A 12,886-nucleotide genomic window follows, 5' to 3' on the forward strand; every position below is an offset into this window, starting at 1 on the left:
AACTCTCGTGGATTGTCATTTCTATATATTCTATTAGTTGTTCTTGTTTTCAAGCAAATATTTCAGTGTTGCAGCACCTAAAGTATTTGCAGCTATTAACATAGAACGCTCATCAATATTAAATCTAGGATGATGATGAGGGTAAACCTCTTCCCAATTCGGATCTTTCGCACCTGTAAAGAAGAAAGTACCCGGTACATGATTTAGATAATAGGCAAAGTCTTCACCACCCATTACTGGCTCACATACACGAAGTTCATCCACACCTGGAACTTGTGTTGCTAGGTCCATAATGAATTCCGTTTCTTTCGTATGATTAACAACCGCAGGATACCCACGTACAAAGTTATATTCATAATCTGCTTTTGTTAAATAGCATGAAGCTTTTAAAACTTCTTCAATTTCTTTTTCCAATAAATCACGTGTATCCTCATCAAATGTACGAACCGTACCTTTCATATAAACAGAATCTGCAATTACATTAAAGGGATTTAGTGCTTCGATATGTCCTATTGATACTACAGCTGGTTTAATCGGGTCTACACGGCGAGCTACTAGTTGCTGTATATTTGTGATAAATTGAGCAGCAATAACGATCGAATCCTTTGTATTACTTGGATCAGAACCATGTCCGCCCTTTCCTTTTACAGTAATATAGATTCCATCAGCTGCTGCCATTAAAGGACCATCTTTTATCATTAAATTCCCTAATGGTTCAGGGGCCCATAAATGTGTACCAAATATAACGTCTACTCCGTCTAAACAACCATCTTCTATCATTGCAATTGCCCCACCAGGAGCAAGTTCTTCAGCGTGTTGGTGGATAAAAACGATTGTTCCTTCCAACTCATCTTGTAGCTTGTTTAACACTTTAGCTAATACTAAAAGTGTTGCTGTATGTCCATCATGTCCACATGCATGCATAACGCCATCTACTTTGGATTTATAAGGGATATCATTTAGTTCTTGAATCGCTAAGGCATCAAAGTCTGCTCGAAGCGCTACAGTTTTACCTGGTTTTGCACCATGCAATTTTGCAACTACACCTCGTCGACCGACGCCTTCAGTCACTTCATGTCCAAGGTTACGATGATATTCAGCAATATATTTCGGTGTATTTACTTCTTCAAATGATAACTCTGGATTTTCATGTAGGAAACGTCTAATTTCTATCATTTCTCCATAATTCTCTTTCAATAAATCATATAATTTTTCCATATAATTTCCCTCACTTTAAGTAAATTGAATCACCAGGTCCAAGTGGCAATCCTAATAAGAACCAAATACTAAACAACAAAATCCATCCAATCGCAAAGATAACTGAGTATGGTAGTAAAGCGGAAATCAATGTTCCAATACCGATATTTTTATCGTATTTTTTAGCAAAGGCTAAAAGAATTGCAAAGTATGCAAGCATTGGTGTTATAGGATTCGTTATCGAATCCCCTACACGATAAACTGCCTGTGTTAATGCTGGACTATAATCTAAATACATGAACATTGGAACAAAGATTGGTGCTAATAATGCCCATTTAGCTGAAGCACTTGCAATTAGCATGTTTATACTTGCACATATTACGATAAAGCCAATTATCATTGGTAAACCTGTAAAATCCATCGCTTGTAATACTTCAGCACCTTTAATCGCTAAAATTGGACCTATATTACTCCATCCAAAATAAGCAATCATTTGGGCTGCTACAAAAGCTAATACAATAAATGAAGCCATATCTGCAACAGATTTAAACATTTTCTCTGCAACATCTTTGTCACTCTTAATATTCTTTGTGACAATCCCATAAGCTAAAGCTGGTAACAGGAAGAAAAATAACATGATTGGTACAATACCCGTCATAAATGGAGAAGATAAGAAACCACCTGTTTCAGGATCACGTAAAATACCATTAGATGGTACAACCGTAATTAATAGAATAATAACATATATTGCGGTTACGATACCTGCCCATTTTAAGCCTTTATTTTCAATAGGAGTAATAGGTTCAAGTTTTTCCAACTCACCGTTAAATTCTCCAAAACGTGGTATCGTAAATTTATGTGCTACAAATGTTCCTAAACCTACTAAAACAAATGTTGAAGCAATTAGGAAATAATAGTTCATTGTTGCACGACCAGTATATTCAGGATCTACTAGATGTGCTGCAGATTCTGTGATTCCAAGTAACAGAACATCAAGAGAACTAATTAACAAGTTAGCACTAAAGCCACCCGCAATTGCGGCATATGTAACGACTAAACCAACAAGTGGATTTCGTCCAATACTCATAAAGATTAAAGCAGCAATTGGTGGTAAAACTATGAATGCTGCATCTGCTGCTACGTTTCCAACCAATCCTGTTAATATTAAAAATGGAATAATCAGTTTCTGTGGAGCACTCATCACAGATTTTTTCATCAATGCTGCGATTAAACCTGTTTGCTCTGCTAAACCGATACCAAGCATTGAAACAATAACCATTCCAAGAGGTGGAAATGATGTGAAATTTGACTGCATTTCACCTAAAATACGTATTAATCCTTCTTGATTAAGTAAATTGATAACGGCAATACTCTCATCTGTTCCGGGTTTCACAGCCGAAACATTGAACTTAGCCATTATCCATGACAATCCCAAGATCAAAAACGCCATTATAACAAAGAGCGTCACAGGATCAGGTAATTTATTTCCCGCTTTCTCTACTCCATCTAAAAATCGTTCAATTATCTTCTTTTTTGGCTTTTCGTTCATCGTTTTCGTCATCAAAAACCCCCTTTTTCTGAATATTTAAATGATAATGAATAATAAGTGATATTGATATAGTGTAAAACATGAAATTCTCTTGTTGTTTTTGGAGATTTCTCTAAAAAGACAAAAGAGTATATGTCCATGTATCATTTCGAATACTTAAAATATTTTAGAACTTCCGCTGAAATACTATTGTAATAATTGTAAAAATATTTTCTTGTTAATTAAGAGGAAACCACCTAAAACCCATTTAAACATGTTCTATTTTAGTTTTATAAAACCATCGTACAATCCATCTATACTTTCTGTTGAGTAGCATTCATGATACCCTATGATTATTTAAAGAGCTTTTAGTTGTACTCTCTACAGTTAACACCCTTTACTTTTAATATACAATTAATGTATTTGTAACCATAATACACCCAATTGTTGATAAGATAAATTAGCAAGATAAACCAATTGAAAGGGGAGAAAGTATGGAGAACATTAAGAATTATGATGATTTAAAAAATATGTTAGACAGTTTACTACGAGAACCCGAACAATTTTGGGATGAGTTTTATTCAGATCGTGAAAAGAGGATTCCCTTCTTTGAAAATAAACCAGATGAAAACCTAGTCAGTTATTTTGATCGAAAACTTTTAAACTCTGGTCATGCATTAGAGTTAGGATGTGGACCTGGTAGAAATGCAATTTACCTAACTGAAAAAGGCTATAAGGTAGATGCAGTAGACTTATCTGTAGAATCATTGAAATGGGCTAGGGATAGAATGATTGAAAAAAATATTACAATCAATTTTATTAATCATAATATTTTTGATTTATATATAGAGGATTCAAAATATGATCTAGTTTATGATTCAGGTTGTTTTCATCATATTGCACCACATAGGAGAATGGATTACATAGATTTAATTAAAAAATCGCTTAAGCAAAACGGATACTTTGCTATTAACTGTTTTATCGAAGATGGACCTATTGGAGGTTCTAGTATTTCAGATTGGGAAGTGTATAGGATAAAAAGTTTACAGGGCGGCTTAGGATTTACAGAAGAAAAGCTAAGAAGGGTTTTTCAAGACTTTGAGTGTATTGAAGTACGAAATATGAGAGTAGCCGAATCAAATGAACCCGTTTTTGGTATAGACGGACTACTAACAGCTATTTTTCAGAAAAAGTGCTGAAAGCAGAAATCTAAAAAAGCCTCTCCAAATGGAGAGACTTTTTGACGGTTTTAGCTATTAAACTTGAACTAATCTGATTTTATTAGCTACACGTTCAGTTAGCATAGTTGTTGCTTTTGGTAGTACCGCTTTGAATACTGGATTTAGGACTGGTGCTACTAAACCACCAGCATTTACTTCTAAGAAACCGACCATCTCGGTTTTTTCAGCTTCTAATGCTGTTGCTTCAAAATATCCGTTTCCAGTAAATTTATCTGTTAAACCAATAAGGTTAAATGTAATTTTAGTTGGCTCTATCCAATCAATAATATCTATTTGTACTTTCACAGTTTTTTTCAAGACACCGACATTTCCAGCAAATGTCCAAGTAGATTGACGATCATTGATGATTTCATGTTCTCTATATCCAGGTACAAGTGTTGCCCATTTCTCCATATTGCTTACAAAGTCCCAAACTTCAGTTGCTGGTAATGGAATTTCTACTGCATGTGACGCTGTTGCCATAATCGTTCACTACTTTCTCTATTGAATATTTACAATTACTAGTATAGCGAAAATCTCTTAAATAATCGACAAATTAATACATATCCAAAGTACTTTTTATCCTCCTATTTGATTAATAAGTAAAATAATATTATAGCTACAATAGCATGTTTATAATTTTATAAACTATTAAACTCACACCTAGTATGTCTTAATACCTAAAAAATCTAATCATTATCCAATATTGGATAACGATTAATTTCCTCGCATTAGCCAATCACCACATGATACTATTTATCTTGAATCAAAAGATGGTATTTTCGTGATACCTAAATATAATATTTGATTTTTAAACTCAATGATCATTTCGCTAAAAGAAATCTATTTTCCCCTAGTCATATACCCTATTTTTTTATTAATAAACCAAAGTCCTCAACCATTTTGCGTCAAGTTCTTTTCTCAGCTACTAAAATTTAGCCAAAGTCAATAAGAAACCTTTTCATTCATAACAAATTTCAGGAAAAATTAATTATTGATCATTTTAGCTATGAAGTGCTGGCCACGGATATGCACGTACGATTAGTGAAGTCTATTTTACATATCCAGATAAACAAAAAATCACTTTATTTTATTACTTTTCTCATAAAAAAAGCTCTTTTATGAACAAAGAGCTTTTAGAATTGTTTAGTTTACACCAGAGACACGGCCAAATCCTACTAAATATTGGTTCCACCAATCTAAAGATTCAACAACTACACCATTATTTTGTGCATCTAGCATTCTATTATTTCCTAAGTATATTCCAACGTGTGCAACACCTGAACCGTAACTAAAGAATACTAAATCCCCAGCTTTCGCACTGCTACGATCAATTTTTTCAGTTGCTAGATACTGCTGTGCTGCTGTTCTTGGAAGAGAGTATCCTGCTTGCTTGAATGACCATTGTGTTAAACCTGAACAATCAAACCCTGAAGTTGGATTGCTCCCACCCCATACATAAGAAGTACCTAAATATTTACTAGCTTCTGCAATGGCTTCTGTTGCAGCTTTTGAACCTGAAACATTTGGTTTAGATTGATTGCTGTCATTTGGACTACCACCATTACTGCCATTCCCAGAGTTATTTCCATTCCCAGAGTTATTTCCATTACCAACATTATTATCATCACTTACAAATCGTGTATTCTGAAGGTCTTTTAACTTCTGAGCTTCTTCTTCTTTTTCTTTGAGCTCTTTTGCAATACGTTCTTCCTCTTTTTTAGAGGCAATTTGTCTTTTTAGCTCTAATGATTTAACTTTATTTTCAGCCTTTTTTGTTTCAAGTGCGCTTTCTTCCTCTTGCATTTGTTGGAATTGTTTTTGCAATTTTGCTTGTGTTTTTTCTAAATCATCTTTTTGATCAGCCAATTCTTGTTTATCAGCTTCCTGTTCTTCTAACAAGTTTTGATCTGCATCAATAATTGTTTTAACACTCATTGCTCTACTGACTAAGTCTGTAATACTGTCAGATCCAAGCACTGCCTCTATGTATGGGCTAACTGTGCTATCATTTTTTTGATAGGCTTTAAGTCGATCGTCGATTATTTCTGAACGATTTTCTATACGCTCTTCAGTTTCCACAATAGATGCATTAACTTTTTTCAAGTCTTTTTGAGTTACTTTGTAGTCTTCCGTCTTTTTTTGTAATTTCTTCTTTAAATCTTTAATCTCATTATCTAGCTTTTTAATTTTCTTATCTATCTTTACTTTTTTTTGTGTCATTTCTTGTGATGTTGCTGCATCTGCTTGTAGAGGTTGCGCGGTGTACATAAAGCCGCTTGTTAACGCTAATGTCATAACCGCTGTGCGGCCCCATTTCGTATTCATCTTCAAACTTAGTCAACTCATTTCTCTAATCTTTATTTCATATCCCAATTTTCTCACTCATTTATTCTACCATGACTTGAAAAAAATGGGCACTGAATATCCCAACCTTAATAAAAGCGTAATTCGTGTCATGTTTTTGTAACAATTAGGTAATTTTGTCACCTTACTAATATCGGTACCTTACACATGTGTTTAATAAATGCTTTATAAAGTGATTACATTTATCGACAAGTAGCTATACTATTTTTAACTGTTAATAATTATTTTACCAGCAATTTAATGTATGCTATTATTTCTACTATATTTTTGAAAGGATGATTACCTAAATGAAGTATGCATTGATTGGAGATTTGCACTCGTGTTTTGAAGATACTAACGCAGTTTTACAGCATATAAATCAAACGGCTGAAGATGCCACAATCATTGGTTTAGGTGATTTATTTGAATGTAAAATAGGTAAAAAAAGAGCAAAAAACATTAGGGGACTAGCATTTGAAGAGGCTGCTGAGCATTCAGAGCACTTTAGCAATTTGCTACAGTTCCCTTCTGTTCGAGGAAATCAGGAGGAACGCATTATGCAAGTAACGGGTCTCCGAACTTTTCATGAACTTCCGGAGATTCTAAAAATTGACGGTGCGCACATTATACATGGACATCAATTTAAGTGGTCGTTAGATTGGAAACCCCTGTTAACAGATGCTAAACAATCCGTCTTCTTTTTTGGTCATAGCCATGATTCCGCATTTTATAAAAAAGGTAAAAGAAAATCTTTTACTTATGGTAAACCTATTCAATTGAAGCAAAAAAAATACGGGGTTAATGTTGGTGCTGTAATAGGTTCTAGAGAATGGTGTCTATATGATTCAACAGCGCGAACTGTTACATTTATGAAAGCAAAACAAATGAAAAAGCACTCGAGTTAGTATAATAACTCGAGTACTTCTCTTAGGTTAGAAATTATTAGTTGGCGATAGACCAATCAATTTGATCAAGGAAATCCGTTACATCTTCACACACTTTATCGCGTTCTTTACCTGTTGTAATGATGTGTCCTGATTCTTTATACCAGATGATATCTTTTTCTTCAGCATCAACTTGTTCATAGATAAAAGGTGCACTTTCTTGGTAAATCGGCGCATCTAGAGCACCTTGCATAACTAATGTCGGTGCTGTAATTTCATGTAAGTCTTCACAAGTTTCTTCTGTGATTTTTTGAATATCATTTAAAGAGCCTTTTGGCGTTGCTTTTAAACTTTCAAGTTCAGCAATGATTTGTTCTCTTGTTTTACCTTCAAATGATTTATATATTTTAGCATAGTCATATAGGCGATCAAAAAGCCCATCAGTATTTTCACGTTTGATTGGTGCACACATTGATACTACGCCTTTTACTGGGAACTCTTCACCTACGCGTAATGAGAATACTGCACCAAGTGAAATACCAACTACTGCAATATCTTCGTACCCTTGGTCTTTTAAATGGTTATAGCCTGCAACAACATCATTCCACCAGTCTTCAGGACCTGTTTCAAGTAATTCTTCAGGTGATCCACCATGACCTTTATACATCGGTGCATGAACTGTATATCCTCGATCTTGCAAATATTTTCCTAATCTTTTTACATCCTTTGTACTTCCTGTAAAGCCATGAAGTAATAATACTGCTTTACTTCCTCCTTCAAGTGTAAAAGATTTAGGTGCGACTAGTTTCATTTTGACTATCTCCTTTGTAATCGACAAGTAATTAATTTTTGGCTTTCGCCATTCCGTTTATGTAAAACATATTTAATTTAATTTTCTTTAAAAACTCTATAGAGTATTAGAAATGTTTTCATTTCTATTTAAAAACAGACTTTCGCAATAAAATATCCCCTTAAAAATGTCAATATTTTTGTTGTGTCTATTTTATGTCTACCTCATATTAACATTGACGATTAATAATGTATAATTTATAATTCTTATCATTATCATGCATAAAAGGTATCAATTGATTCACTATAAAAAAGGTGGTCTTTTCATGGAATGGCAACAACTCGAATACTTCCAAAAACTAGCTAACATTCAACATATGACCCGCGCAGCTGAGCTTTTATCTATATCACAACCTGCACTTAGTCGCTCTATTGCACGACTTGAAGATGAGTTAGGAGTACCATTATTTGAAAGACAAGGACGTTCTATTATTTTAAATCGTTACGGCGCTATGTTTTTAAAACGTGTAAATAATATTATGCAGGAATATCAGGATGGTTTACATGAGATTCAAGAGCTCGTCGACCCAAATCAAGGTGAAGTTTCACTTGGCTTTTTACATACACTAGGTACAAATGTAGTACCTGATTTAATACGGCTATTCCGCAAAGAATTCCCTGATATCCATTTTCAACTTATTCAAAATCATACACATACACAATTAAAACAACTAAAATCAGGCGAGCTTGATTTATCTTTGCTAGCAGCGATGGAAGTCGAAAAACCTATCCAATGGACTGAATTATGGAGAGATGAGTTGTATCTGATTGTGCCGATTTATCACCCACTAGCTATGAAGAAGAGTATTACACTTAAAGAACTAGCTGATGAATCATTTATTTTGTTAAAAAAAGGGTACGCTTTACGTATTACGGTTGATGAAATTTTTGAGAAGGTCGGAATTACACCTAAAATCACTTTTGTAGGTGATGAGGTAGGGACTGTTGCAGGGTTTGTAGCAAATGGACTTGGCTTTTCATTGTTACCGGACGGTGAGGAAATTAATCCTAGGAAAATTGCTAAAATTCATATCAGTGATGTGAAATGTGAACGTATTATTGGCATGGCCTGGGCAGAGGGGCGCTATTTATCCCCTGCTGCAAAGCAATTTCAAAAATTCATACTGGATTTCTTTGAGGCACGAAAAAAAGCATCAAAAGAGCATAAATAGGCCCTTTTGCTGCTTTTACTTTGGTATAAAGATAGATTTACCTTCAATAATATCTATTATTCTAACTCAACTGCTAGTTCAACTATTTCTCCTTCATGTTCTTCTAATAATTCCAAGATGTCATGATCATCTATATAAAAATCATTGGCAAATTTAATGCCACCATAACCATCTTTTCCTTCAAAGCAGAAGATTTCAGCTGTACCTCTATATTCTTGTAATTGAGACTTTTGCAAATGTAGGTTCATTTGTACGTCTTCCCCATCAAAATCAATAAAGTATTTTGCGAGCGCAGTTTTATCTATGTAAAGGATATTGGGTCCTTTCATTTTTTGAATAATAATTGTTCCTTTTAAAGTCGGCATAGTAAATTCCTTTCTGCTTTTTTGGCATATTAAACGGATAAAAGGCTGCCAGTGTATGGGAGATCCCGACATATGGCAGCCTTCTATAAATTTGTTTAAGCGATTACTTCGCCAATTTGTGCTAAACGTTCTTTTACTTCAACCTCAGTTAAACCATTACGAGGGATATAGCGATTACGAGGATGTACACGACATTCATGAGTACAGCCACCTAAATGCTTATCTTCATTTTCTTTTGAAGCGATAATTTGCTTGTTACATTCAGGGTTTGAACAATTAATATAACGTTCACAAGGTTCGCCATCAAAATGATCACGACCTACGATTACATGCTCTACTTGATTCACGGGTACAGTTAAACGTTCGTCGAAAACGTAACATTGACCGTCCCAAAGCTGACCTTTAGCTACAGGGTCTTTTCCGTAAGTAACGATACCACCGTGTAATTGACTCACATCTTCAAAACCTTCACGTTTTAACCAACCTGAGAATTTTTCGCAACGAATTCCACCCGTACAGTAAGTTAAAATTTGCTTACCTTCTAGTAGTTCTTTGTTGTCGCGAATCCAGTCTGGTAAATCGCGGAACGTTTCGATATCTGGGCGAATCGCGCCTTTGAAGTGGCCTACATCAAATTCGTACGTATTACGTGCATCAACGATTACTGTATTCTCTTCTTGCATCTTCTCTAAGAATTCTGCTGGCTCTAAGTAATTACCTGTAATTTCATGCGGGTTAACATCGTCTTCTAGGCTTAAATTTACAAGTTCAGGTCTTGGACGTACATGCATTTTCTTGAAAGCATGTTGCTCTGATTCATCAATTTTGAAAACGATACCGTCAAAGCGAGGATCAGCTTTCATATGAGCCATGTAAGCATCTGTTTGTTCCACAGTTCCTGAGACTGTTCCATTAATACCTTCTGAAGCGACTAAAATACGACCTTTTAACTCAATTGATTTACAGTATGCTAAATGCTCTACAGCAAATGCCTCTGGGTCTTCAATCGTTGTGTAAAAGTAATAAAGTAAAACGCGGTAATTCAATGTTGTTTCCACCTATCGAGTATATTTGCAAGATATAGTTATAGGGTTTTAATGTATAGCATTATTCTTGCATTTGTTGTTTAATAGTACTTTTCAAAAAGAGCACCTCTATCATTATACATCATTATTCTGTTTTGTGTTGGGAGACGATTGAGGGACTTTTGAAGGAATAATGGAAACAGGGTTGTTAATTAAATAATATAGCGTAGCTACCGCTCTTTAGCATATTCTAATCCAAGGAGGCCTAATTTCACTTTATTACACAGTGCTACATTTGAATATAGTAATTCTTTATCACTTGCTCAAATTTACACCACAGTATTAATTGGCTTTTACAGGTTTCATATTTAGTCTACAGGGAATTAGTACCTTAAGATTATAGGGAGGTTTACATATGTTTAGTTTTATTTGGTTTTTGATTATTGGAGGAATTTTGGGGTGGTTAGCAAGCCTAATTATAGGTAAAGACATCCCCGGAGGAATTATTGGCAATATTATTGCAGGTATTATTGGAGCTTGGATAGGTGGTAATTTATTTGGTCAATGGGGACCAGCCTTAAGCGATTTCTATATCCTACCAGCTTTACTTGGTTCAATTATATTAATTTTAATAGTAAGTTTCATAATGACCTTAACTCATAAAGAATGATGAAAGCCTGAGCGTTATGCTCAGGTTTTTTTCTTTTCTTTGTTTAATATAAATGTAAGAGAATCACTAAATTCTTTTCCCACCTTTTCCCTTGAAAATATAATGATACGTGAGCGGATAATAAAGTTACAACGTGTTATTAAAAGAATTAATGAATAGATAATGATAAGAGCATAAATTGATTATTGTTGTCAAAATATGCTCTCAAAGTATAACCGAACAATTTATATCGGCACTTCTTTTTCTTCCTACAGCTATTAGTAATCCTGTTTCTTTAGCTTTTTTTCACTTTATTGTTATCATAAAAAAAGCAATGAGATATAGGGCCTCATTGCTAATTGATGTTAAATTCAAATATTCTGCTCTTCATAAGAATATTGCGTCATACGAATAGCAACTTTACGTAACATTAAATCTACGAAAAAGAAAACGCTTCCTAAAATGAAGCCAGCAGTAGCAGCTGTTATTATTTGAAGTGACCAAACTCCACCTTGTGAGTAATATGCAACTGTAATCGGAATGACAATTCCTGTTCCGAAAGCCATATGCAATAGTAGAGAGTAACCTCTCACATTCATTTTACGCTCTGCTATTCGATCTGCTATATACGAAGCTAATAAACCGTATGTAAAAATAATTGGAACGACATATACGGTTAATGCAAATGCACTGTGTAGAAAATGTTCATCTGTTTGCATAAATAATAAAGGTAATGTAAAAAAGGCAATTATTGATGTAAAAAAGGAGCTTAATAATTTTCGTTCAGCCATTCACATACATCCTTTCTTTTATGGAAGTTAATCTCGATATATCGAATAAATTATATAACATTGTAAAATCACAAGTTATATATTCTCGTTTTTACATCATTATCTTACTCAATGTACTGAATATTCTATTTATTAACAGTATTATACATTCATTCAACGTTTTATTCAATTATAAAAGCCGATGTCTTTTTACAAACATCGGCTGAAGGTTTAATTTAAATAATGCATTCGTTGTTTTTCAATCCATTTTTTCATGCTATTAAACAATAGCATGAATATAATCATGACAATGAATCCTTTTATAATATTAAAAGGTAAAACACCTAGTACAATCATTTTCGTTAATGCTGTTCCAGTTGTAGCTGGGACATTTAAAAAGTACGTATACATAGGTAAGAATAGTACATAGTTCAGTAAACTCATACCTACTGCCATCGATAGTGTACCAATGACAAACCCAGTAGTTAGGCCCTTTGTACTTGAAAGTCGTTTATAAACAAAATATACCGGCATGATAAATAATACACCTGTTGTAAAGTTTGCAATATGGCCAACTGGCATACCTGTAGGACTCCCTGAGAAAATCCAATCTAACACGTTCTTAAATAACTCAACTAGAATACCTGCTAGTGGCCCCATGGTGATTGCTGCGATTAAGGCTGGCACATCACTAAAGTCCACTTCCAAAAATGCCGGAAACGGTGGTAGAGGGAAGTTAAATAGCATTAAAACAAAAGAAATACTACTTAACATTGCAATTGCAATCCTCTTCTGCAACTTCATGTTCTTCATAATACTTTTCTCTCCTTTTGTAGATCCACTTCAAAAAGAGGAAAGGTATAGTCGTTGTTGCTATGCAA

At 34.2% G+C, this 12,886-nt stretch carries 13 protein-coding genes; 4 read left to right on the plus strand and 9 right to left on the minus strand.

The window, feature by feature from the left end; translation table 11 throughout:
• Positions 1-33: 33 nt before the first annotated feature.
• Positions 34-1,218 carry a M20 metallopeptidase family protein gene (locus tag BK137_RS01910; RefSeq protein WP_038190886.1) on the minus strand — a complete coding sequence of 395 codons (1,185 nt, stop codon included), beginning with the start codon at positions 1,216-1,218 and terminating at the stop codon, positions 34-36.
• Positions 1,219-1,228: 10 nt separating this feature from the next.
• Entirely contained in the window at positions 1,229-2,758 is a 1,530-nt protein-coding gene (locus BK137_RS01915) for an AbgT family transporter (RefSeq protein WP_235175778.1), read from the minus strand.
• A gap of 461 nt (positions 2,759-3,219) precedes the next feature.
• On the opposite strand from BK137_RS01915, the gene BK137_RS01920 reads away from it, so the two are divergent.
• A complete protein-coding gene (locus BK137_RS01920; RefSeq protein WP_038190889.1) occupies positions 3,220-3,924 on the plus strand; it encodes a class I SAM-dependent methyltransferase in 705 nt (234 codons plus the stop codon).
• A 57-nt stretch (positions 3,925-3,981) separates the two neighbouring features.
• Here BK137_RS01920 and BK137_RS01925 read toward each other — a convergent pair whose 3' ends face one another.
• Positions 3,982-4,428, minus strand: coding sequence for an SRPBCC family protein (locus tag BK137_RS01925; protein ID WP_038190892.1), 447 nt, complete (start codon positions 4,426-4,428; stop codon positions 3,982-3,984).
• A gap of 663 nt (positions 4,429-5,091) precedes the next feature.
• Positions 5,092-6,273 carry a C40 family peptidase gene (locus BK137_RS01930; protein WP_038191203.1) on the minus strand — a complete coding sequence of 394 codons (1,182 nt, stop codon included), beginning with the start codon at positions 6,271-6,273 and terminating at the stop codon, positions 5,092-5,094.
• Between the two features lie 326 nt (positions 6,274-6,599).
• Between BK137_RS01930 and BK137_RS01935 the strand changes: the two genes are divergently transcribed.
• Positions 6,600-7,196 (plus strand): metallophosphoesterase family protein, encoded by a 597-nt coding sequence (locus tag BK137_RS01935; protein WP_038190895.1) that lies wholly within the window; start codon positions 6,600-6,602, stop codon positions 7,194-7,196.
• 37 nt (positions 7,197-7,233) lie between these two features.
• Here BK137_RS01935 and BK137_RS01940 read toward each other — a convergent pair whose 3' ends face one another.
• Complete coding sequence (locus BK137_RS01940) at positions 7,234-7,986, minus strand: alpha/beta hydrolase (RefSeq protein WP_038190897.1); 753 nt, start codon at positions 7,984-7,986, stop codon at positions 7,234-7,236.
• Between the two features lie 304 nt (positions 7,987-8,290).
• Between BK137_RS01940 and BK137_RS01945 the strand changes: the two genes are divergently transcribed.
• Positions 8,291-9,196 (plus strand): LysR family transcriptional regulator, encoded by a 906-nt coding sequence (locus tag BK137_RS01945; protein WP_038190898.1) that lies wholly within the window; start codon positions 8,291-8,293, stop codon positions 9,194-9,196.
• A gap of 56 nt (positions 9,197-9,252) precedes the next feature.
• Here BK137_RS01945 and BK137_RS01950 read toward each other — a convergent pair whose 3' ends face one another.
• Positions 9,253-9,561, minus strand: coding sequence for a hypothetical protein (locus BK137_RS01950; protein WP_076065222.1), 309 nt, complete (start codon positions 9,559-9,561; stop codon positions 9,253-9,255).
• Between the two features lie 95 nt (positions 9,562-9,656).
• On the minus strand, positions 9,657-10,619 hold the full coding sequence (gene trhO, locus BK137_RS01955; protein ID WP_038190904.1) for an oxygen-dependent tRNA uridine(34) hydroxylase TrhO: 963 nt from the start codon (positions 10,617-10,619) through the stop codon (positions 9,657-9,659).
• A gap of 382 nt (positions 10,620-11,001) precedes the next feature.
• Between trhO and BK137_RS01960 the strand changes: the two genes are divergently transcribed.
• A complete protein-coding gene (locus BK137_RS01960; protein ID WP_038190907.1) occupies positions 11,002-11,256 on the plus strand; it encodes a GlsB/YeaQ/YmgE family stress response membrane protein in 255 nt (84 codons plus the stop codon).
• A 350-nt stretch (positions 11,257-11,606) separates the two neighbouring features.
• Here the strand turns inward: BK137_RS01960 and BK137_RS01965 are convergent, their stop codons facing one another.
• Together BK137_RS01965 and BK137_RS01970 are read right to left on the minus strand one after the other, a co-directional pair.
• Positions 11,607-12,026, minus strand: a complete 420-nt coding sequence (locus tag BK137_RS01965) for a hypothetical protein (RefSeq protein ID WP_038190910.1) — start codon at positions 12,024-12,026, stop codon at positions 11,607-11,609.
• 210 nt (positions 12,027-12,236) lie between these two features.
• Positions 12,237-12,818 carry an ECF transporter S component gene (locus tag BK137_RS01970; RefSeq protein ID WP_038190912.1) on the minus strand — a complete coding sequence of 194 codons (582 nt, stop codon included), beginning with the start codon at positions 12,816-12,818 and terminating at the stop codon, positions 12,237-12,239.
• Positions 12,819-12,886: the final 68 nt, after the last annotated feature.

Origin of the sequence: Viridibacillus arenosi, from assembly GCF_001955655.1 — a bacterium.
Classification (GTDB): Bacteria; Bacillota; Bacilli; order Bacillales_A; family Planococcaceae; genus Viridibacillus; species Viridibacillus arenosi.